The organism is Streptomyces sp. NPDC127100 (assembly GCF_042724095.1).
Classification (GTDB): Bacteria; Actinomycetota; Actinomycetes; order Streptomycetales; family Streptomycetaceae; genus Streptomyces.
Genome location: NZ_JBHXFL010000018.1, coordinates 76,815 through 98,637, shown reverse-complemented (window position 1 = coordinate 98,637; position 21,823 = coordinate 76,815). Strand labels below are relative to the sequence as shown.

General features: G+C 73.1%; 19 protein-coding genes. 6 read left to right on the top strand and 13 right to left on the bottom strand.

Annotation, left to right across the window (positions count from 1 at the left end; genetic code table 11):
• The first annotated feature begins 93 nt into the window (after positions 1-93).
• Positions 94-1,077, top strand: coding sequence for a LuxR family transcriptional regulator (locus ACFWJB_RS18725; protein ID WP_385470968.1), 984 nt, complete (start codon positions 94-96; stop codon positions 1,075-1,077).
• Between the two features lie 34 nt (positions 1,078-1,111).
• On the opposite strand, the gene ACFWJB_RS18720 is transcribed toward ACFWJB_RS18725, so the two are convergent.
• Positions 1,112-1,582, bottom strand: coding sequence for a GNAT family N-acetyltransferase (locus tag ACFWJB_RS18720; protein WP_386923417.1), 471 nt, complete (start codon positions 1,580-1,582; stop codon positions 1,112-1,114).
• Positions 1,583-1,673: 91 nt separating this feature from the next.
• Positions 1,674-2,120 (bottom strand): DUF2809 domain-containing protein, encoded by a 447-nt coding sequence (locus tag ACFWJB_RS18715; protein WP_386923415.1) that lies wholly within the window; start codon positions 2,118-2,120, stop codon positions 1,674-1,676.
• A 123-nt stretch (positions 2,121-2,243) separates the two neighbouring features.
• On the opposite strand from ACFWJB_RS18715, the gene ACFWJB_RS18710 reads away from it, so the two are divergent.
• Complete coding sequence (locus tag ACFWJB_RS18710; RefSeq protein ID WP_385470974.1) at positions 2,244-2,807, top strand: hypothetical protein; 564 nt, start codon at positions 2,244-2,246, stop codon at positions 2,805-2,807.
• A 67-nt stretch (positions 2,808-2,874) separates the two neighbouring features.
• On the opposite strand, the gene ACFWJB_RS18705 is transcribed toward ACFWJB_RS18710, so the two are convergent.
• From ACFWJB_RS18705 to ACFWJB_RS18690, 4 genes are all read right to left on the bottom strand, one after another.
• A complete protein-coding gene (locus tag ACFWJB_RS18705) occupies positions 2,875-5,736 on the bottom strand; it encodes an FAD-binding and (Fe-S)-binding domain-containing protein (RefSeq protein ID WP_386923413.1) in 2,862 nt (953 codons plus the stop codon).
• 18 nt (positions 5,737-5,754) lie between these two features.
• On the bottom strand, positions 5,755-6,942 hold the full coding sequence (locus ACFWJB_RS18700; protein ID WP_386923411.1) for an anhydro-N-acetylmuramic acid kinase: 1,188 nt from the start codon (positions 6,940-6,942) through the stop codon (positions 5,755-5,757).
• A 134-nt stretch (positions 6,943-7,076) separates the two neighbouring features.
• Complete coding sequence (locus tag ACFWJB_RS18695) at positions 7,077-8,633, bottom strand: sodium:solute symporter (RefSeq protein ID WP_386923409.1); 1,557 nt, start codon at positions 8,631-8,633, stop codon at positions 7,077-7,079.
• Between the two features lie 8 nt (positions 8,634-8,641).
• Positions 8,642-9,643, bottom strand: coding sequence for an N-acetylglucosamine kinase (locus ACFWJB_RS18690; protein ID WP_385470982.1), 1,002 nt, complete (start codon positions 9,641-9,643; stop codon positions 8,642-8,644).
• 213 nt (positions 9,644-9,856) lie between these two features.
• On the opposite strand from ACFWJB_RS18690, the gene ACFWJB_RS18685 reads away from it, so the two are divergent.
• Together ACFWJB_RS18685 and murQ are read left to right on the top strand one after the other, a co-directional pair.
• Positions 9,857-10,798 carry a MurR/RpiR family transcriptional regulator gene (locus ACFWJB_RS18685; protein WP_386923407.1) on the top strand — a complete coding sequence of 314 codons (942 nt, stop codon included), beginning with the start codon at positions 9,857-9,859 and terminating at the stop codon, positions 10,796-10,798.
• 52 nt (positions 10,799-10,850) lie between these two features.
• Positions 10,851-11,831 carry an N-acetylmuramic acid 6-phosphate etherase gene (gene murQ, locus ACFWJB_RS18680; RefSeq protein WP_386923405.1) on the top strand — a complete coding sequence of 327 codons (981 nt, stop codon included), beginning with the start codon at positions 10,851-10,853 and terminating at the stop codon, positions 11,829-11,831.
• Here the strand turns inward: murQ and ACFWJB_RS18675 are convergent.
• From ACFWJB_RS18675 to ACFWJB_RS18665, 3 genes are all read right to left on the bottom strand, one after another.
• Positions 11,777-12,505 carry an esterase/lipase family protein gene (locus tag ACFWJB_RS18675; RefSeq protein WP_386923403.1) on the bottom strand — a complete coding sequence of 243 codons (729 nt, stop codon included), beginning with the start codon at positions 12,503-12,505 and terminating at the stop codon, positions 11,777-11,779. The two genes, murQ and ACFWJB_RS18675, sit on opposite strands and share 55 nt — an antisense overlap.
• Positions 12,506-12,666: 161 nt before the next feature.
• Positions 12,667-13,026, bottom strand: a complete 360-nt coding sequence (locus ACFWJB_RS18670; protein ID WP_385471519.1) for a hypothetical protein — start codon at positions 13,024-13,026, stop codon at positions 12,667-12,669.
• Positions 13,027-13,141: 115 nt separating this feature from the next.
• Positions 13,142-14,023, bottom strand: coding sequence for an SGNH/GDSL hydrolase family protein (locus ACFWJB_RS18665; RefSeq protein ID WP_385471516.1), 882 nt, complete (start codon positions 14,021-14,023; stop codon positions 13,142-13,144).
• A gap of 243 nt (positions 14,024-14,266) precedes the next feature.
• Here ACFWJB_RS18665 and ACFWJB_RS18660 point away from each other — a divergent pair, with 243 nt between their 5' ends.
• Positions 14,267-15,895, top strand: coding sequence for a multicopper oxidase family protein (locus ACFWJB_RS18660; protein WP_386923401.1), 1,629 nt, complete (start codon positions 14,267-14,269; stop codon positions 15,893-15,895).
• A gap of 110 nt (positions 15,896-16,005) precedes the next feature.
• On the opposite strand, the gene ACFWJB_RS18655 is transcribed toward ACFWJB_RS18660, so the two are convergent.
• From ACFWJB_RS18655 to ACFWJB_RS18640, 4 genes are all read right to left on the bottom strand, one after another.
• Complete coding sequence (locus ACFWJB_RS18655; RefSeq protein ID WP_386923399.1) at positions 16,006-17,769, bottom strand: lysyl oxidase family protein; 1,764 nt, start codon at positions 17,767-17,769, stop codon at positions 16,006-16,008.
• A gap of 306 nt (positions 17,770-18,075) precedes the next feature.
• A complete protein-coding gene (locus ACFWJB_RS18650; protein ID WP_385471507.1) occupies positions 18,076-19,068 on the bottom strand; it encodes a DUF6215 domain-containing protein in 993 nt (330 codons plus the stop codon).
• Positions 19,069-19,186: 118 nt separating this feature from the next.
• A complete protein-coding gene (locus tag ACFWJB_RS18645) occupies positions 19,187-19,852 on the bottom strand; it encodes a phosphoribosyltransferase (RefSeq protein WP_386923397.1) in 666 nt (221 codons plus the stop codon).
• A 50-nt stretch (positions 19,853-19,902) separates the two neighbouring features.
• Positions 19,903-20,574 carry a dienelactone hydrolase family protein gene (locus tag ACFWJB_RS18640; protein ID WP_386923395.1) on the bottom strand — a complete coding sequence of 224 codons (672 nt, stop codon included), beginning with the start codon at positions 20,572-20,574 and terminating at the stop codon, positions 19,903-19,905.
• A 169-nt stretch (positions 20,575-20,743) separates the two neighbouring features.
• Between ACFWJB_RS18640 and ACFWJB_RS18635 the strand changes: the two genes are divergently transcribed.
• The gene (locus ACFWJB_RS18635) at positions 20,744-21,811 is read left to right on the top strand and encodes an aldo/keto reductase (protein ID WP_386923393.1); all 1,068 of its coding nucleotides are present in this window, start codon (positions 20,744-20,746) and stop codon (positions 21,809-21,811) included.
• Positions 21,812-21,823: the final 12 nt, after the last annotated feature.

The window sequence follows — 21,823 nt, the reverse complement described above, 5'->3', positions numbered from 1 at the left end:
CGGACGGTACCGGCCCGCGGCGGCCGTCGGTGCCCGGGCGTGCCAGTGGCACTGATCGGCCACGGAAGGGCCGTGGGCACGGATAATCGCCCCATGACGAACGCGAGACTCGGCGATGCGCTGCGGATGATGGGGCTCGACGACACGACGTGCCGGGTCTACCTGGCCCTGCTGGAGGTGGCCCCCGCTCCGCTGGACGCGGTGGGCGCGGCGGCCGGGCTGGGCGGGGCGGACCTCGCCGCGGCGTACGGCGGACTGGTGGACGCCGGCCTGGCCAGTGCCTCGGCCGGGGACGGGGACGTGGTGGCCCCGGTGCCGCCCGCGGCGGGCCTGGAGATCCTCGCCCGGCACCGGGCGGCCGAGCTGGAGGAGTCCCGGATCGCGGTCGGGGGCGCGTTCGAGTCGTTCCGGCGCCGCCGGCTCGCCGCCTACAACGACAACCTCGTCGAGGTCGTCACCGGGGAGGACATCGCTCCGCGGATGCGTCATGCGTGGGCGAGCGCCCGTGAGCAGATCCGCCAGTTCGAGTCCCCTCCGTACGTGCCCCTGGCCACGGTGACCGACGACGCGCTGGCCACGCTGGCGCGCGGGGTGAAGCAGCGCGTCGTCTACTCGCGGGAGTCGCTGGAGTACCCCGGCCATCTGAAGAACGTGGTCGAACCCTGCATCGAGGCGGGCGAGGAGGCCAGAGTCCTGCCGTCGGTGCCGGTGAAGCTCCTGATCATCGACGAGGCGTACGCGCTGGTGTCGTTGTCGATCAAGGAAGCGGACGTGCACAACACCATGCTGGTGGTGCAGCCCTGCGGCCTGCTGTCCGCGCTGACGGCCCTGTTCGAGCAGGCCTGGCACAGCGCCCTGCCCGTCCACGGCCGCACGGCCCGCCCCGCCGGGCTCCCGCCGGCCGACCGCCGTCTGCTGCGCCTGCTGGCCGGCGGGGCGACGGACGAGGTGATCGCCCGCGAACTGGGTATCAGCCGCCGCACGTTGTTCCGCCGCCTCCAGATCCTGATGACCCGGCTCGGCGCCGCGAACCGCTTCCAGATGGGCCTGCAGGCCCAGCGCTCGGGCTGGCTGTGACCCGCGACCGCTCGCCCGGGCGGCTCGGCGTCCCTCAGGGCATCCGCTTCCCGGGGCACCACACGTACCGGACGTCCGGCTCCCGTTCCTCGTTGCGCCGGCCGTCGGTGCACTCGGCGGCGACGAAGCCGTGCCTCTCGTAGAAGCGACGCGCCGGCCCGTTGACCTGGAACGTCCACAGCACCAGCCCCGCCGGCCGACGCCGCTTCGCCAGGTCCACGAGGCGGTCGCCGATGCCCCGGCCCCGCCAGGGCGGATCGAGATAGAGCTGGTCCAGCTCCTCGCCGTCCAGCACCATCATCGCGACCACCGAGTCGTCCACCGTCGCCACCCATGTCTCCTGCTCGGGCACGACCACCTCCCGGAACCAGGACCGGACCCGGTCGTCCGAATGGGCCCGGCGCACGCCGGGAAGTGCCGCCGCGAAGGAACGCAGCCAGACGTCGGCCACCGCGGCGGCGTCGGAGTCGGCCGCACGGCGGACGACGAAGTCGTTGATCTCCACAGAGACGCATGCTCGCAGAGAACACCACGCATCCGCACGCGAGTTCGTCGCGAGGCCCGGGCCCGGCACCCACGCCGGTGGAGCCATGAGCTCAGAGGCGACGGCTTGACGCCGGCCCCGTCGCGGGCCCGGCACCGCGTATCCGGGCCGTGACGAGGCATCCGGCCGCCGCTCCGACCGCGTACCAGAGCAGGTCCGGTGCGTTGAAGGTGGAACCGAGGACCAGGCGGGCCGGCGTGCTCTGCCGGGAGAGCGCCGCCGGCAGGTCGGTGAGCTGGAGGAACTCGACGCCCCAACTCACGGCCAGGGCGATCCCGCCGGCCTTCCACGGTGTCACCCGCGGCGCGACCAGGACGACGAGGGTGAAGACGAGCAGGGTGTAGAGGGCGTCACCGCCGTACTTGGCCACCGCTCCCTCCGACACCGCCCGGAGCCCCGTCCCGGCACCGACGGTCAACGCCGCGGCCACCGCCGCCGCAAGCCGTGCGCGGACCGGATCGCCGCCGGGGCGGGCACGGGTGCGGGAGGTCGGAGCCATGAGGTCATTCTGCTGGACCACGACGCCCTCTGGCGTACGCGCGTAGACCTCGGGCACCATCGTCGTGCACCGCGTGCTCAACCACCCCACAGGCAGCATGACGCTCTGCATGGAGGTTCCTTCATGAAGTCTCCGACGGTCCCCACCCGTACTCCCGCGGCGGCGAGGAGAACACCGCGCACGAGAGGCACACGCATCCGGTCGGTCGTCACGGCTCTCGCCCTCGTGGCCGCGCCCGGCGCCGTCGTCGTCGGCAGCGCCGGTGACGCGTTCGCCGTGACCAAGATCAGTCACGCCACCGCGACGTCGATGTTCCGCGACGTCGGGATCACCTGGTCGTCCTCCGGCAACTGCTCCAACCGCAACAACTCGACCTGTACGTCCTTCGACCAGCTCAACCTGACCACCGCCCAGGGTGCCCAGACCCTCAAGCGGGCCAGCGGGTGCGCGCTGAACATCACGGGCGGGACCGAGACCGGACATGCCTCCGGCACCTACTCGCACTGGAACGGCTACAAGCTGGACTTCAGCAAGTACACCTGCGTCGGCTCCTACATCAAGAACACCTTCACCTACATCGGCCTGCGGGGCGACGGCGCCGCGCAGTGGCGGTCCGGCTCCGGCAACGTCTACGCCGACGAGGGCAACCACTGGGACGTCACCTACTACAACTGCGGCGGCTGCTGAGCCCCGGCCGTGCGGGGCGGGACACGCGCGACGACGCCCGACGGGCACGCGCGTGTCCCCGGGCCGTTCACGAGGTCGCCGCGTCGAGGATCTCGAGCACGTGCCGATAGGGACGCCCGGTGGCGCGGGTCATCCCCATCTCGCAGGTGCGGTTGCAGGACGCGTAGGCGTCGTGGCCGCGCCCGTTGATCTCGGCCGCCTGGGCCGCGGTCGCGGCGGCCGTGATCTCCGGGTGCAGCAGACCTCGGTCACCGGCGAACGCGCAACAGCCCCAGGAGTCGGGCACGGTGACCTCGTCGCTGACGGCGGCGGCCACGGTGCGCAGGGCGTCGTCGATGCCCAGGTGCACGGTGGAGCAGGTCGGATGCAGGGCGAGGCTCCCGATCCGGCGGGGTGCGGGCAGTGCGGGAAGCAGGTGCTCGGCGGTGAAGACGACGCTGTCGACGAAGCGCAGGGACGCGAAGCGGGCACGCTCGGACTCGCCCAGTGCGTCCGCGAGTTGGGACAGACCGTGGGTGCACGAGGAGGCGTCGCAGACCACCGGGAGCCGGCCGCGGCCGGTGGCCTGCCACAGGACCTCCAGGGTGCGGGCGGCCATCGTGCGGTGCCCGGCGGTGTACCCCTTGGACTGCCAGGGCGTGCCGCAGCACAGGTCCGCCAGCCCCTGCGGCACGGCGACGGGGACCCCGGCCCGGTCGCACAGCCGCAGGAAGGCCGCCGCCGAACCGCCCGCGCCGTCGGGGGCCGCCTCCGGGGCGAAGACGCTGCCGATGCAGGCGGCGAAGAACACCGCCCGCGCCTCGGCGGGGTGTCGGGGGGCGGGGCGGGCCGGACCGCCGCGGGGGATGTCGCCGGTCCAGGCGGGCACCAGTTCCGCCGCCCCGAGCCGGCGGGCGGCGCCGGTGGCGGCGCGCACGGCGGACGCGGGCGCGGCGTGGGCGGTGTTCAGCGCCAGCCGTACTCCGTTGACGGCACTCCCCCACCGCCGGGCGACGGCGTTCCCGGTACGCCGGGACAGGGCGCCGTGGCGCTCACCGCGCAGGCGCTTCATGACGGCCCCGGTGTCGATGGCGACCGGGCAGGCGGTGACGCAGAGGCTGTCGGCGGCGCAGCTGTCGACGGCGGCGTAGCCGTAGTCGGCTTCCAGGGCACGCCGGCGCTCCTCGTCCCCGTCGGCGGCGGCCAGGGCGATCTCGCGCTGGAGAACGATGCGCTGCCGGGGCGTGGTGGTCGCGTCCGCCGTGGGGCAGACCGGTTCGCAGTAGCCGCACTCGACGCAGGCGTCGACGGCCGGATCGACCTCCGGAACGCTCTTGAGGTTGCGCAGGTGGGCGGCGGGGTCGTCCTCGAGGAGCACGCCGGGGCTGAGTACCCCGTGCGGGTCGCACAGCCGTTTCAGTTCCCGCATGACGTCGTACAGTTCGTCGCCGTACTGGCGGCGGACGAAGGGTGCCATGGCCCGTCCGGTGCCGTGCTCGGCCTTCAGGGTGCCGTCGGCGTCGAGGACGAGGTCGACCATGGCGTCGGTGAAGCGGGCGTAGCGCTCGGTCTCCGCGGGGGTGTCGAAGTCCTGCGTCAGCATGAAGTGGAGGTTGCCGTCGCGGGCGTGGCCGAAGATCACCGCGTCCTGGTAGCCGTGCCGGTCGAAGAGGCCGGTCAGGCCCTCGCAGGTGCGGGTCAGCCGTTCCATGGGGACGGCGATGTCCTCCAGCAGCGCGGTGGTTCCGGGGCGGCGCGCTCCGGCGACGGCGGTGTAGAGGCCCTTGCGCAGGTGCCAGAGCCGGGCCCGGACCGCGGGGTCGCGTACGAGGGTGGTGGGTCCGACGGCGGGCAGCCGGTCCAGCACCGTCCGCGCGGCCGCCGTCCGCTCCTGGAGCAGCGCGGCGCTGTCCTCGGCGAACTCCACCAGCAGTGCCGCGTGCCGCTCCACGCGCAGCCCGCGCAGGGCGTCCACCGGATCCGGGGAGCGCTGCGCCACGCGCAGGGAGGCGGCGTCGAGGAGTTCGGCGGTGCGGACGCCGGCGGCCAGCAGCGCGGGCAGTGCGTCGGTGGCCTCGGCGAGGCCCGGCAGCACCAGCAGGCCGGTAGCGGCGTGCGGCAGCAGGGGCACCGTGCGGAAGACGGCCTCCCCGACGAAGCCGAGGGTGCCTTCGCTGCCGATCATCAGGTGGGCGAGGATGTCGGCCGGTGCGGTGTGGTCGAGGAACGCGTTGAGGCCGTAGCCCATGGTGTTCTTCAGGGAGAAGAGCCGCTCGACCGTGGCGCGGGAGGCCGGTGAGTCGCGTACCCGGTCGCGCAGGCGCAGGAGCCCGGCGTGCAGCGCGGGTTCGCGGGCGCGCAGGGCCTGGTCCGCGTCGGCGGCCGCGGTGTCGACGACGGTGCCGGAGGGCAGGACGAACTGCAGGGACTCCATGGTTTGGTAGGCGTTGTCCCGGGTGCCGCAGTTCATGCCGCTGGAGTTGTTGGCGACCAGCCCGCCGATGGTGCAGGCCGACTCGCTCGCGGGGTCCGGGCCGAGCCGGCGCCCGTACCGGGTGAGCCGCGCGTTGGCCTGACGTACCGTCAGTCCGGGTTGCAGCCTGATGCGCAGACCGTCGTCCAGGACTTCGGCGGAGCGCCAGTGGCTGCGTACGTCCACGAGGACGCCGTCGCCGCCCGCCTGCCCGGACAGGCTGGTGCCTCCCGACCGCAGGGTCAGGGGCAGTCCCGCGGCGCGTGCCCCGGCCATCAGCGCGCCCACCTCGGCGGCGGTCGCGGCGCGCACGACGGCCCGGGGCGTGAACAGGTAGGGCGAGGCGTCGTGGGCGGACGCGACGCGGCGGGGCAGGTCTGCCGTCACGCGGGCCGGGTCGCCGACGCAGCCGGCCAGCAGTGCGGCCAGGTCGGAGGGGTGCCCGGCGGCGGAGGGTGGGGCGGCGGTGGTGGGCATGGCTCCTCGGTGGGCTGGTCAGCGGGCGGGGCGGTCCGGATCGGTGATCCGCAGCAGGCGTGGCGCCCGTTCGGCGGGTTCGGGCAGGCGCAGCGGGGACCGTCCGGGGGTGATGCTGCCCAGGAGGGTGGCCCGGCGGGCGCCGGTGCCCGAGGGGAGGGTGCCGGGCAGGCCGTGGACGGTGAGGAAGCCGAGGACGGCGAAGGCCAGGGCCTCCTTGGCGTCGGAGGGCATCCCCAGGGCGTCACTGGGGCGCAGTGGCACACCTGACAGCTCGTCGGCGAGCATGCGCATGAGCACGGGGTTGCGGGTGCCGCCGCCGGAGACGACGAGTTCGGTGACCCGGTGGTCGCGGCAGGCACCGGCGACGGTGACGGCGGTGAGCCGGGTCAGGGTGGCGAGGACGTCGTCGGCCTCGGGAGTGGGCGCCTGCTCCAGGGCCCGTCGCAGGTAGGGCAGGTGGAAGTGCTCCTTGCCGGTGCTCTTCGGGGCGGGCCTCGCGTAGTACGGGTCGTCCAGCAGGGCGCGCAGCAGTGCGGGGCTGGTGCGGCCGGCTGCGGCGCGGCGGCCGTCCTCGTCGTAGGCGGCGGCGCCGTCCGTGCAGTGCCGTACGGCCGCGTCCAGCAGGGCGTTGGCGGGGCCGGTGTCGAAGGCGAGCGGCTCGGCGCCGGGCGCGACGACGGTGATGTTGGCGATGCCGCCGAGGTTGAGGGCCGCGGGTGTGCCGGGCAGCGCGCGCAGCAGCATGGTGTCGGTCATGCCGACCAGCGGGGCACCCTGACCGCCCGCGGCGACGTCCCGGCTGCGCAGGTCGGAGACGACCGGGAGTCCGGTGGCCTCGGCGATCCAGGCCGGCTGGCCGAGTTGCAGCGTGCCGCGAACGGTGCCGTCCTCGACCCAGTGGTGCATGGTCTGGCCGTGCGAGACGACCAGGTCGGCGGCGCCGTCGCACAGTTCCCCGAGGGCGCGCCCGGCGGCTTCGGCGAAGGCCTGCCCCACGCCGGTGTCCAGGGCGCACACGGCCTGCGTGGTCGTGGTGGCCGGCGGCAGGGTGGCGGAGATCAGGCCCCGCAGCTCGGCCGGGTAGGGGACGGAGAGGTGTCCCAGGTGACGCAGGCGCAGGGTGTCGCCGTCCAGGGTGAGGTCCGCGGCGGCGGCCTCGATGGCGTCGTAGGAGGTGCCCGACATCAGGCCGATCACGCGCACGACGCCTCCCGGCGCGTGGTGCGGCCCGGGGCCGGGGTCTGCTGTGGCTGCGGCATGGCTGCTCCAGGGATGGTCTCGGCAGGGTACGGGGCCGGGGCCCTGTCGGGCCCCGGCGCGGCGGTGCGGGCGCACCCTCACTTCCGGACGGCGACCGTCCCGGTGCGGTCCGGATCGGTGCCCTCGACGCCTTCGGCGGCCTTCGGGGCGCCGTGGAAGAGGCTCATCAGGGCGCCGACGGCCAGGGTGACCAGGACGCCGATCGGCACCAGCCACTGCGCGGCGATGCCCGTGGGCACGGTGGCGCCCGCGACGGTGACGTCGATCTTCACCCCGCGCACGAGGTACGTCATGACGGCGATGGTCACGAGGAACGCCACGACGGAGTCGGTCTCGTTGGCCCGCCGGACGAGGCGGCCGAGCAGGAACGCGCCCAGCAACGCGCCGTAGGTGTAGCCGGCGATGGTGAGGCCGGTGAGGTAGACGTTGCCGGTGCTGGTGCTGAAGGCGCAGGCGAAGACGGCCATCAGCACCGCCCACACGAGGGTCATCACACGGGCGATCCGGAGCAGGAAGTCCTCGGACGGTGTGGTGCGGAAGAAGCTGTGGATGATGTCGGCGACCGTCGAGTTGGACATGGAGTTCAGGGCGGAGGACAGGGAGCCCATCGCGGCGCCGAGGATGCCGGCGACGAGCAGTCCGGAGATCACCACGGGCAGCCCGTGCAGGATGAACTGCGGGTAGAGGTTGTCGGTGCTGCTCAGGCCGAGTTCCTCGATGCCGCGGCCCTCGTTGTAGGACCACAGGAGTGCCCCGACGAGGGAGAACGCGGCGAACTGGACGGTGACGAAGACACCCGAGGCGATCATGGCCTTCTGGCCGTCGCGCAGCGAGCGGGTGGACAGCACGCGCTGGACCATCAGCTGGTCGGAGCCGTGGCTGGCCATGGCGAAGATGGCGCCGCCGATGATCGCGGTCGGCAGGGCGAACGGGCTGGTGAGGATGTGCGCCGGGTCGAAGTCGGTGTCGAACAGCTGGAACTTGCCCGCGTGCAGGGCCTGGGAGAAGCCGTCGCCGCCGACGTGGGCGGACAGGACGCCGATGGCGAGGAGGGCGCCACCCACGTACAGGACCATCTGGATGGTGTCGGTCCAGATGACCGCCTTGATGCCGCCGAGGTAGGTGTAGAGCACGGTGACCGCGGTGACGGCGATGATGATGACGCGGTAGCTCGTGTGCACGCCGAACTCGTCGAGCAGCAGCTTGATCGGGATGGCGGAGGCGAACAGCCGTACGCCCTCGGCGAGGAGCCGGGTGAAGACGAACGTCACCGAGGCGAGCCCCTGCAGCTTCAGCCCGAAGCGGCTGCCCAGGTACTGGTAGGCGCTGACGAATCCGCCGCGCTTGTACAGGGGGATCAGCACGGCGGCCACGACGACGCGGCCGATGACGTAGCCGAGGGCGAGCTCGACGTTGCCGAAGGCCTGACCGCTGTACGCGCCGCCGGGCACGCTGATGACGGTGAGCACGCTGGTCTCGGTGGCCACCACGGAGAAGGCCACGGTCCACCACGGCATGTGCCCTTCACCGACGAAGTAGTCCTTGGAGGTCTTCTGCCGGCCGGCCAGTCGCAGGCCGATCCAGGCGATCGCCACGAGGTAGACGACGATCACCACGAGGTCGAGTTGACGCACGCTCACTCCTAAGCAACGGCCGGCGGCGTCGCCGGCCGGGTGGGGACGGTGGGGGGTGCCGTCGACCGCCCGGCACGGACGACGTGGGGCTCGTGGGGAGCCGAGGGGTTCAGTGCCAGCAGGCGTGCCCCGTCCAGCGGGTCCCCGAGCGGGGCCCGGGGCAGCAGGGGCACCGGGGCGTCGGCGAGGGACGCCCGCAGCGGGCCGAGGAGCACGTCGCCGAGGCCGGTGAGTCCGCCGGTCAGGGCGACGGGCAGACCGTGGGTGCCGCCGGTCCGGCGGGCCGCGGTGAGGACCGTCCCGGTCAGTGCGGCGGCGGCCCGGCGCACGATGCCGGCGGCGGCGCCGTCCCCCGCGGCCGCGGCGCGCGCGACCTCCGGCGCGAAGGACGCGGCGGTGCGCGCCGGGTTGCCGTCCCGGTCGAGGGCGACGGGCAGCCGGTCCGGGGCGCCGAACCGCTCCACGGCGGCGTCCAGCAGCGCGGTGGCCGGTCCGCGCCCGTCGTGGGCGCGCAGTGCGGCCCGCAGTCCGGCGGCGCCGATCCAGGCACCGCTGCCCTCGTCACCGAGCCACGGGCCCCAGCCGTCCACGCGGGCGAAGGTTCCGTCCGCGCCGATGCCTACGGCGACGGAGCCCGTACCGATCGCCAGCACCACGCCGGGGTGCCCGCCGAGGGCGCCGGCGTGGCCGGTGACGGCGTCGCTGGTGACGGCGACCTCGGGCACGGGCAGGTCCGCCAGGAGCTGCCCGGCGAGCGCCCGGGCGGCCTCCGGTGCGGATGCGGCTCCTGCCGCGCCCACGCAGAGGGCCACGGGCCGGAGCGCGGGCCGCCGTTCGAGCAGCGGCAGCACGGCGGCGCATACGGCGGCCCGGGCCGCGGTCACTCCGTCACGGGTGGCGAGCCCGGGGGCGCCGGGCACGTCATGGGTCTCGTGGACGGGGCCGGTGTCCTCCCACAGCACCGCTCGGCAACCGGTCTTGCCCAGGTCCACCGCCACTGCTGATGTCATACGGCACGCCTTCGTGTCCGGGGATCCGTCGCGTCGGTCCGTCACCGTGCGGCCCGGGAGGCCGGTGGCGGTTGCGGATCACGGTCCAGCGAGTATCGGAACGCCGACATCCGCATGTCAATAAGTACCGCGGATTGATTTCCTGCGTAACTTTTTGACGTCCCGCGGGGGTGTGGTTACTGTGTCGGCCACCAACCCAGGAGGGAACGGCCCATGGCCCACCAGGAACGACGTCGCGCGACGGACCGCCCCGCCGAGGACGTGTCCCCGGCCGGAACCCTGGCGGGCATCCGGGCCGCACTGCCGTCCCTGGCGCCCTCGGAACGGCGGGTGGCGGAGGCCGTGCTGGCCGATCCGGCACAGGCGTCGGAGCTGTCCATCAGCGCGCTCGGCAAGCGGGCCGACACGTCGGTGGCGACGGTGATGCGCTTCTGCCGGGCCATAGGCATCGCCAACTACCCGCAGCTGCGGCTCGCGCTGGCCGCGGCCGCGGCCCGGGAGGACGCGCGCGGGGGCGACCGCCCGGCCCCGGGCACCGACATAAGCGCCACCGACACCCTGGACGAGATCGTCCGGAAGATCGTCTACAACGAGATGCACGCCCTGGAGGACACCGGAGCGGGGCTGGACGTCGAGGTGCTGGGCCGCGCCGTGGACGCCGTGGCGGGCGCCCGGCGCATCGACGTCTTCGGCGTCGGCGCCAGCGCCTTCGTCGGTCAGGACCTGCACCAGAAGCTGCACCGCATCGGCCGCACGGCCTTCGTGTGGACCGACCGGCACGCCGCACTCACCGCCACCGCCCTGCTCGGGCCGGGTGACGTCGCCCTGGCCATCTCGCACTCCGGGGAGACCGAGGACACCGTGGAGCCACTCCAGGTGGCCGCCGAGCGCGGCGCGACGACGATCGCCCTCACCAACGCACCCCGCTCCTCCCTCGCCGCGAGCGCGGACCTCGTCCTGGCCACGTGCGCCCGGGAGACCCCCTTCCGCTCCGGCGCGACCGCCAGCCGTATCGCGCAACTGGCCCTCATCGACTGCCTGTTCGTCGGAGTCGCGCAGCGGTCCTTCGACGCCACCACCGCGGCCCTCGAGAAGACCTACGGAGCCGTCCAGCGCCGCGGGCGCCCCCAGCAGCGCCGCTCCCCCGGCGACTGACCGCGCCCCCGTTCCCGACCTCGAGCCCCAGCACCGAAAGGACGACCGCGCCGTGGACCTCAGCACGCTCGGCACCGAGACCCGCAACGAGCGGACCACCGACCTGGACCGCATGCCGGTCACCGAACTGCTCGCCGTCATGAACGCCGAGGACCGGAGCGTCGCCCTGGCGGTACGCGAGGCCCTCCCGGAGATCGCGGCGGCGGTCGAGGCGGTCACCCGGTCGCTGCGCCTGGGCGGACGGCTGATCTATCTCGGCGCCGGCACCAGCGGCCGGATCGGTCTGCTCGACGCCGTGGAGTGCCCCCCGACCTTCGGCACCTCCCCCGAGCAGGTCGTGGGGCTGCTCTCCGGCGGCCCGGGCGCCTTCGCCGTCGCGGTCGAGGGGGCCGAGGACGAGCCCGCGCGGGCCGTCGCCGACCTGGACGGGGTCGGCGTGGACGAACGGGACACGGTCGTCGGCCTCGCCGCGAGCGGCCGTACCCCCTACGTGGTCGGCGGGCTGAAGCACGCCGCCGCCAGGGGCGCCGTCACCGTGTCGGTCGCCTGCAACGCGGACGCCGTGGTGAGCCGCTACGCCGACTTCCCGATCGAGGTGCCCACGGGTCCCGAGGTCGTCACGGGGTCGACGCGGCTCAAGGCCGGTACGGCGGAGAAGATGGTCTGCAACATGCTCTCGACCGCGTCGATGGTGCGTCTGGGCAAGGTCTACGGCAACCTCATGGTCGACGTGCGGGCCAGCAACGACAAGCTCGTCGACCGGGCCCGCCGCATGGTCGTCCAGGCGACCGGCGCCGGCCCGGAAGCCGCCGCCGAGGCGCTGCGGGCGGCGCAGGGGCACGCCAAGACGGCCATCGTCATGCTGCTCGCGCACTGCACCGCGGAGGAGGCCGCCCGTCGCCTCTCCGAGGCCCGGGGCGACACACGGACGGCCGTCGCCGCGGGCCGGGCGGACCGTGCCGTCCGTCCGCGCCGGGGTCAGGATGCGACGAAGCGGGCGATTTCGCCGAGCACCACCGTGTCCGCCAGGTAGCCGATGTGGGTCTGGCAGACCACGTTGTTGTTCGTCGCGCCGCTCAGCCGGGTGCTGGTGTACGGGATGATGATGCCGTCGCACGCCGAGTACCAGGTGGCGTACCTGGTCGAGCCCGGTGTCTCGTCGCCCGCGGTGATCTGGGAGATGAACGAGGAGCCCGGGTACATCTGCCGGCACGTCGTGTAGATCAGACAGGCGCCGGCGTAGGTGGTGCCGTGGTTCGCGCCGGCGATCGAGGCGAGGTGGCTGACGCTGGTGTTGCCGCCCAGCACCTTCAGGTAGTACTGGCTGACGAGGCCGCCCATCGAGTGGTTGACGATGGCCACCTTGCTCGCGCCGGTCCGCGCCTTGACGTTGTCGACGAACGAGGCGAGACCGCGGGCGTTGGTGACGTTGTCGCCGTAGGAGTTGTACTCGTAGGCGAAGAGGTGGGAGCTGGACCAGCCGTTGAGCCGGAAGACGCTCATGGCGGTGACCCAGTTGGAGGCGTTGCCGGTGTATCCGTGGACGAAGACCACCGGGGTGCTGGTCGACAGCGGCTGGACGGCCGTGGCGGCCGGCCGGGCGGCGGCGGCCGCCGCGCCGGCCGCCGTGGCCGGTGAGAACAGGCTGAACGCGACGGTGGCGGCCGCGAGCAGGCCGAGAAGCCGGCGTGGGGAACGGCGACGCATGAAGCCCTCCTGGATGCTGGTCGGGGTGGCTTGACCCGACCCAGAGTCCTGGGAGGCACAGCGGTTGCCATCGGTGGAATCACCAGTGCTCGCCGGGACGCCACGCGCGCCCGGGTCCGCGACGCCGGCCGGGGCGGCCCCGGCCGGCGCGTGGCCGCGGCTCAGCCGTCGGAGTAGCTGAAGTCCCCCACGGTCCAGGCACTGACGTCCTCGATCGCGACGCGGTACATCCCGCCCGTCTCCGGGATGCCCACCGTGCCCTGCAGGATCCGGGCCACGTGGAAGTGCAGATGGGTGGGCGGCCCGTCCCTCCGCACGGGCGCGTCGAAGACGGCGGAGAAGTCGCTCAGTTGGGCGGAGTCCGTCAGCACTTCCGACACCCTCTGCCGCCATACGGCTTCGGGAGCCAGGCGACCGGTGACGACGGCGCCGCCGGTGACCACGGTCAGGGACATCTGACTGCTCCGCCCGGACTCCACGAGGGCGGCGATGTCAATGATCAGCTCGTCAGGCTTCGGCATGAGACCGGATTCTATGCCGCGGCCCACCACCGTGGGCGCCGCTCCCCCAGGGGCCACGGTGGCGGGCTCGCGTGAGTCTCCCCGGTCAGGCGCGGACGGCGGACGGCACCGCCTCTCACCGTCCGCCGCCGGGCGGCGCCGACGTCTCGCGGACGGCCGCGGCGAGGGCGTTGCCGATGGCCCGGGCCCCCGCCGCGTTGGGATGCAGGGGCGCGGCCGGGCGGGTGGGGACCACACCTTCGAAGTAGCGGTCGGCGGGGGCGGCGCAGATGTCGTGTCCGGCGCTCGGTTCGAAGGTGTCGACGAAGACGGCGCCGTGCTCCTCGGCCGTCCGCCTCAGTACGGCGCCGAGGTGGTTGATCGCGCCCTGAAGGTGGTTGGCGTCCTGCTTCCAGTAGGGCTGGGAGGGGAAGCAGCCGTCGGGGCGGAGGTAGTTGCCGTAACCGACGACGAAGATCCTGGCGTGCGGTGCCCGCCGGGTGATGTCGTCCAGGACCGCGGCGAAGACCGGTGCCCAGGCGTCGATGCGGGCCCTGGTCCTGTCGGTTCCGCCGGCGGTGTTGCGCTCCGCGCAGCTGGTGCCGTGGGGCGGGGGCAGGACGTTGACGCAGTGCAGCGCTTCGCTGAACAGGTCGGTGTCGTTGCCGCCGATGGTGACGCTGACGAGGTCGGTGCCGGGGGTCAGCGCGTCGTACTGGGGTGCCGTTCCCGGGTGCTGCGGTGTGCTCAGGTGGCCGGCGGTGGCTCCGGAGCAGCTGACGTCGGTGAGCGTCGCGTCCAGGGCCGCGGCCGCGACGCGTGGATAGTCGGCCAGGGAGCGCAGGCACGCCGGTCCGGCCGTGTCGACCGGCGGGACCAGCGGGGCGGCCGCGTAGGAATCGCCGAGCGCGACGTACCGCAGGGGTTCGGCGGCCGACGCGACCGTGACCGGTGCCGTGGCCGACGCGGCCCCGGCGGCCAGAACGATGCCCAGGGTCATACGCAGTGCTGTCTTCACGATGCCTCCGTTCGGCACGCGCGCGTGCATGATCCTTTCTTACTACGGGCCCGTGCGGGCAGGCGTGACGCCGCACGGAAGCCGACCGGGTGACGCGGACGCGGAAGGACGCGCGCGGGTGACCGCCCCGGCGGCGCGGGGGCCTCCGTGGCCGTCCGCCTGCCGGTGGAATTCGTACCGGCCGCATCAGGCATTCGGCCGCACCGACGGGCTGCGCGATCATTCTGCATGTCTCATGCAGACATGTTCGAACCTTCTCGGCGTACCCTGCTCCGCGCCCCGGTCGCCGCTGCCGGCGCGGGTCTACTGGCAGCCTGCACCAACTCCGGCTCCGGACCGGGATCCGGCCCTCGAGGAGGTGCCGGCGGGGCGGCGTTCGTCCCGCCCGGCCCTCCGGGCTACGTCAATCCGTCCGACCCGGAAGTCCTCGCGGCCGAGCGGAAACGCGGGGCCGGGCCGGTGCGCGCGTACCGGTTCACCGCGTCCGAGGCGACGCTGGACATCGGGGGGCGGACCGTCCCGAGCTGGGCGTACGACGAGGCGCTGCCGGGCCCGCTGGTGCGTGTCACCGCCGGCGACGTGCTCGACCTGACCCTCGCCAACCGGCTGCCCGCCGGGACGACGCTGCACTGCCACGGAATGCGGCTGCGCTGCGACATGGACGGCGTCCCGGGGCTCACCCAGGCGGCCATCCGCCCCGGGGGCGACTTCCGCTACCGCTTCAACGCCGAGTATCCGGGAACGTACCTGATCCACTCCCACGTCGGGGTGCAGGCCGACCGGGCCCTGTACGCACCGCTCGTCGTCGACGATCCGCGGGAGCCCCTGGCCTACGACAAGGAGTGGGTCGTGGTCCTGGACGACTGGCTCGACGGTGTGGAGGGCTCCACCCCCGAGGAGGTCCTGGACCAACTCGTGCCCGGTGACCCCGCGGACACGGACCACATGGCCATGGGCCCCGGCGCCGCGAGCCCCGGCCGGCCGGCGACGGCACTCCCCTCGCCGACCGGGAGACCCGCGGGACCCTCGCGCGTGCTGCACACGTCCTACAGCCGCATGCTGCACGGCGCGGGCGGCAGCGTCGCCCACCCCTGCTTCCTGGTCAACGGGCGCCTGCCCGGTCATCCGGAGGTGTTCCGCTGCCGTCCCGGCGACCGCGTCCGGCTGCGCATCATCAACGCCGGTGCGGAGACCGCCTTCCGGGTCGCCCTGGGCGGCCACGGGATGACGGTCACCCACACCGACGGCTATCCGGTGAAGCACACGGGAACCGACGCCCTCCTCGTCGGCATGGCGGAGCGGTACGACGTCCTGGTCACCGCCCGGGACGGCGTCTTCCCGCTCGTCGCGGTGGCCGAGGGCAAGAAGGGCAGGGCCCTCGCCGTCCTGCGCACCGACAAGGGCAACGGGCGCCTCCCCCCGGCCGACGTCCACCCGGACGAACTCGACGGCAGGACCGTCCCCGCCCGCCGCCTCGTGCCCGACGACTCCGTGGCCCTGGGCGACCGCGAACCCGACCGCGAGATGCGCATCCGGATCACCGGGGGCATGGAGAGGTTCGACTGGGGATTCGACCACGAGCCCTACTCCGTGCGGCAGCGCCACCCGGTGCGCGCAGGCGAACGGGTGCGGCTGACCCTCGTCAACGCCACCGACATGTGGCACCCGATGCACCTGCACGGGCACACCTTCGCCGTCACCGGCCTGGACGGCGTGGGTGCCCGCAAGGACACCGCGGTGGTACTGCCGCACCGGAAACTGGTGGTCGACTTCGACGCCGACAACCCCGGGCTGTGGATGCTGCACTGCCACAACCAGTACCACTCGGAAAGCGGCATGATGACGGTCCTGGGATACCGCAGACAGGCGTGACGCGACCGCTCCCCCGCCGGTACGCGCCCGGGACGCGGCGAGGCCGGCGGCCGCGTTATGCGGCCGCCGGCCCTGTGATCGGCGTCAGTGGTCTGCTGCCCGGTGTCCGGTCAGTTCGCGTTCACCAGGTCGTGCGCCGGCACGGTCACCGTCCGCTTGCCCGGCTTGCCGCCGAGGACGATTTTCCGGAGCGCGCTGTTGTTGTCGAGGCTGGTCTCCTTCAGCCGCTTCGCCGGGTTGGCCAGGACCTGGATGTAGTAGGTGCCGTTGGGCACCTGGGTGATGTCGAAGGACTGGCCCGGCAGGTCCTGCGTGTACGTGTCGCCGGAGCCGACGTCCAGCACCTCACGGACGGAGATCGAGTTCTCCTGGCCGCAGGCGGTCGACAGATCGGTGTTGAACGGGTGCCAGTTGGCGTTCTTCACCGTGTAGTCGATCGCGTCGGTGTTGGCCAGGCAGAAGGCCTCCTTGCCGCTGCGCACGGCCTCCTTCTTGTCCGCCTTCAGCAGCCGGTAGCTGGCGAAGTCGGTGAAGTGCCAGTGCACATGGCCCGGGCGCGGGTCCCATTCCATGGTGCCGGTCGGGGTGTAGCCGACCTGCTTGCCCTTGGCGTCGTAGAAGTACTGGTAGGCGTCCATCTTGGCCTTGCCGGGCGAACGGAAGCCGTCCACCACGAGCTGTGCCGGGCCGGCGTTCCACACGTTGGCGCTGAAGGCCAGGTAGTCCTTGCCGGGGATGTCCTTCTCGCCGTCGCTGATGACGATGCCGTAGGCCGGCAGCGAGCGCAGGTCGGGCTTGGGCACGTCCGGCACCGAGGCCTTGCCGACGGGACGCTTCGACAGGGGCGCGAGCGCCGGCGCCTTGCGCGAGCCGTCGGTCCGTCCGGCTGTGTCACCGGTGCGCATCGAGCGCGCCGCCTGCTCCTTCTTCGCCGCCCAGGGCAGGGCGGGAGGTGCCGCCCTGAGCGGGCCGTGACCCACGTTGTACGAGGGGCCGGCGCCGCTCGTCACCGGCGCGGCGGCCTGGGCCGGCGTCGGGGCGTGCCCCGGGCCGTGGCCCGCGTGCCCGGACGGCGCCTCGGCAGCGGCTCCGTGTCCGGCGTGCTCGCCGGCCTGGGCGGACCGGGCGGCGGGGGACGCCGACCGGGCGGCGCCTTCCTCGTCCTCGTAGCTGCGCTCCACCACGGTCACCTTCACCGTGGCCGGCTTGTCGGCGATGCCGAACAGGTCGCGGTACTTCTTGGCGACCCCGATCCTGGCGGTGTACGTGCCGGCCGCGAGCCGGACCGAGTCGGTGTAGGAACCGGCGTAGGTGTTGGCGGCCCAGCCCTTCTCGACACCCCACACCGAGCCGAGGGTGAACGGGTTGGTGGGGCAGCTCTCCGGATACTTGGAGGTGGCGGGCGCGTCGGGGCGCACCCGGCCGCTGGCGTTGTTCGGGCAGAAGTCCTCGGTGCGGTTGAGGACCTTCTTGCCCGCCTTGTCGGTGATCGTGATCTCCGCGAAGCCGGGCAGGCCGGAGAAGTCCTTCACGGTGCCCTTGGGCAGCGTCTTCGTCCTGGCCTTGCCGCCCTCGTACACGGTCTGGGTGATGGTCACCGGGTCCTTGTAGGACTTCCGGGTCACCTTCAGTTCCAGTGGCGTCCCCTCGGCCGTCAGGTAGGTGCCGAGGTCGAGGTAGACGCCCGGATCCTCCTTCCAGGAGGTGAGCGTGAGCGAGTTGGTCGCGGCGATGAGGCTCAGCCTGGGGCCGGTCGCGGCCTTGGCCGGCTCCGACGTGGCGGCCACGAGCCCGGCCGTCACGGCCAGGGCGGCGACGGCCGTGGTGCCGGCGAGCAGCGGACGTCGAAGCCGGGTGGTGCGCGTTCTGGTCATCGTTCCCTCGTCCTCCGGATGCTGTGAGAAGGAGACAGGCGGCGGGCGGCACGTCGTGTCGGTGAGGACAGTCGCGGGGCCCGCTGTGAGGCGTGGTTGCTGTGCCCGCGCTGTGAGAGGAACGGGCCCGACGCCCGGTTGTCCGGGGAGGGAAAACGAGGGGATGTTGGCCGGATAGCTCCGTTGCGGAGGTAATCGGGTCATTCTCGCGGGTACGGCGCGCCCGGTGACAGGTCTTCTGATATCGGGCGCGGCCCCGGATTCGGTGAACCGTGGGGAGGGGGCCGGTGACCTCCCCACGGCTCGTCACACGGCGCGTTCCGGGAGCGTCGGGAGGATCTTCTCGGCGATGCCGAGGAGCGCGCTGTCGTCCGGGAGCGCTCCGGACGTGCTCCACACGGTGATGTCGTAGTAGCCGCCCCGGTCCTTCCCGTCGAAGGCCACCGTCAGCGTCCTGGCCAGGGGGCCCTCCTCGACCGGTCCGCCGGACCCGCCGCCCCCCAGGTTGATCTCCAGCTTCATGGTGTGGTCCGAGGAGAGGACCGCGGGCCGCCCGAGGACCGCGAGCGTCCTGACGTTCTCCTCGTTCCCGAACTTCATCAGCTTCACGTACTGGGCGATCGACAGCTCGTTGTACGTGGCCGAGACGTGCACGGTGTACGTGTCGAACTGGACCTCGGCCTCCGGCTGCGCGACCTTTCCGTCGGTCAGGGGAGCCGTGTTGCTGGTGCCGGACGCCACGGTAGCGATCTCCGCGGGCGTGCCGAGGAGCTGGGCCAGGTCCGACCGGTTGAGCGCCGTGCACAGCTCCTCGCCGGTCACGGCGCGGGGCGTCTCCCTGTAGGCGCTCGGCAGTTCCTCGTGTTCCCCGGCCGAACACGAGGCGGCCTCCGGCGTGGTGTCGTCGGAGGGCATCACCTTCGGGCCCAGCCAGAGCACGGCCGCGATCGCTCCGAAGACGGCCACGGCCGCGGCGGCCTGGCCCCAGGCGTTGGGCTCCTTCTCCGGAGCGGCCGGCGGCGCGGGACGCCGCTCCGCTTCCGGCTGGGGCGCGGCGGCGGGCACCGCCCCGTCGGCGGAGGCCGCGGGATTCGGGTTCCGGCGCGCGCGCAGGGCGCGGACCACCGTGTGGACGCGCACCGCGGTGAAGACGAGGAAGACCGTGCCGATGGCGGCCGGCGCCCATCCGCCGTCGCGGACGGCGAGATACAGGATGCGCACACCGAAGACGGATCCGACCACGATGAGCAGGGGCTCTCTGACCCAGAAGGGCAGGAGCCTGATGAGGAAACCGAGCACCCGGCGATCTCACCAGCGCAAGATCGCGTTGGCTGTGATGGAGGCCATAGTTCCGGGTCGGTACCCAATCCGTGATGTATGCGGGCCGTCGCGGTCGCCACTCCGGTACGGCGAACGCTCACCCGCCGGGGGGCAAGGCCGCCCTGCGCTCGTTCAGGACCTCGACGACCTCGTCGTCGGTGACCTGTTCGAAGTCGTCGTACCAGAAGCCGACGGCCATGAAATCCGGCGGTTGCCGGAGGCACACGACGTCGTCGGCCTCCTCGCGCATCGCGGCGGCGGCCTCGGGGGCGCCGACGGGGACGGCGAGGACCAGCCGGGCGGGTCCGCGCCGCCGCAGGTGGCGGAGGGCGGCGCGTGCGGTGGCGCCGGTGGCCAGGCCGTCGTCGACCAGGATCACGGTGCGGTCCTCGACGTCGGGCGTGGAGAGGTCGCCCCGATAGAGCAGGGCGCGGCGTCTCAGTTCCTCGCGCTCGCGGGCCACGTCCCGGACGAGGCGGTCCTCGTCCAGGCCCAGCATGACCAGGGTCCGCCGGTCGAACAGGGGCGGGTCGTCGGCCACGACCGCGCCGATGCCCGTCTCCGGCCTGCCGGGAAGGCCGATCTTCCGTGCCACGAGCACGTCCAGGGGCGCCCCGAGGGCCCGGGCGACCTCTGCGGCCACCGGCACGCCACCGCGGGGCAGCGCGAGGACGACGACGCGGGGCAGCTCGCCTTCGGACGCCCACTCCATGAGCCGGAGCCCGAGTTCCCGGCCGGCTGTCCGGCGATCGTGGAAGCGCATGACCTGATGCCTGCCTCTCTCCCCCCGTGGGTCGGAAGGACGCCGCGGTGTCAGCCGGCGCGGTCGTCGTCGGCTCCTTCGCCGAGGTGGTCGCGGAACCAGGCGGCGGCCGCTTCGGTGACCTCCTCCAGGGCGCCGGGCTCGGGGAAGAGATGGGTGGCGCCGGGGACGACGTGGATGTCGTGGACCGGTGCGAGCCGCCGGGCGGCCTCGCGGTTGAGCGCGAGGACCGTCTCGTCGTCGCCCCCGACGACGAGCAGGACCGGTGCGGCGACCAGGGGAACGGCGTCGCCCGCCAGGTCCGGTCTGCCTCCCCGGGACACCACCGCACGCACGGATGCGGGCCGCTCAGCCGCCGCGATCAGGGCGGCCGCCGCTCCGGTGCTCGCCCCGAACAGGCCCACGGGCAGACCGGCCGTGTCCGGGCGCCCGGCCAGCCAGTCGACGGCATCCGCCAGGCGCCGTGCCAGCAGGCCGATGTCGAAGCGGTGCCGGGCCGTGGCCATGTCCTCGCGCTCCTCGTCCCGGGTCAGGAGGTCCAGCAACAGCGTCCCGAATCCCGCGGCGCGCAGCCCGGCGGCGACCGCGCGGTTGCGGGGACTGAGCCGCGAGCTTCCGCTGCCATGGGCGAACAGGACCACACCCCGCGCACCGGTGGGCACGACGAGATCGCCGTTCAGGGTGGCGTGGTGCGAAGGCACCTTCGCGATTTCGGACGCCATGCCCGCTCATCTCCCTGGGGCTGTCCGAGGGCCGCGCACCGGGTACCCCGGCCGCCCGTTCCGTACCAGGGGGCCGTCTGATCCTCCGGTCCGTTCGCTTGCCGTCGAGTGCGCTCGAAGTCCTAGAGTGACGCTCCCCGTCCCGCCCCCCAGACAACGGAGCACCGGCATGCGCTATCGCGTCCTCGGCACGACCGGCATCGAGGTCAGTACCCACTGCCTCGGCACCATGATGTTCGGCTCCGTGGGCAACCCCGACCACGAGGACGGCGCACGCATCATCCACGCCGCTCTCGACGCCGGCGTCAACTTCGTGGACACCGCCGACATGTACTCGGCCGGTGAGAGCGAGGAGATCGTCGGCAAGGCCCTCAAGGGTCGGCGTGACGACGTCGTGCTCGCGACCAAGGTCCACTTCCCGCTGGAGGAGGGACGCAACCGCGGCGGCAACTCGCGCCGCTGGATCCTCAAGGCGGTCGAGGACAGTCTGCGGCGCCTGGGCACCGACTGGATCGACCTCTACCAGGTGCACCGCCCCGACCACACCACCGACATCGAGGAGACGCTGTCGGTCCTGAGCGACCTGGTGAGGGCGGGCAAGATCCGGGCGTTCGGCTGCTCCACGTTCCCCGCCGAGGACCTGGTCGAGGCCCACCACGTGGCGGAACGCCGCGGGCTGATGCGGCTGCGCACGGAACAGCCGCCGTACTCGCTGCTCGCGCGCGGCATCGAGCGGTCCGTGCTGCCGACCGCGCAGCGCCTCGGCATGGGCGTGCTGACCTGGTCACCTCTCGCTTCGGGGTTCCTGTCCGGCGCCTACCGCGCGGGCCGGCCCGTCGACCTCACCACGGGCCGTGCCAAGCTCACTCCGCACCGCTTCGACCCGGCCGTGCCGGGCAACGAGGCGAAGCTCGCGGCCGTCGAGCGGTTCGTCGCCCTGGCCGACGAGGTGGGCTGCACGCTGCCGGAGCTGGCCGTCGCCTTCGTGCTGGTCCACCCCGCCGTCACCTCGGTGATCACCGGGCCGCGCACGATGGACCAGCTCACCGCGCTGCTCAAGGGTGCCGACCTGCTGCTCGACGACGCGGTCCTGGACCGGATCGACGAGATCGTGGCGCCCGGCACCGACCTCTACCGGGCCGACGGCGCCTGGCAGCCGCCGTCGCTCACCTCGGCCGCACGGCGCAGGCGCCCGGCCGGGGAGCGGGCGGCCGCGGGGGCCGCTCTCGTCCCGTGACCCGTCCCCGTG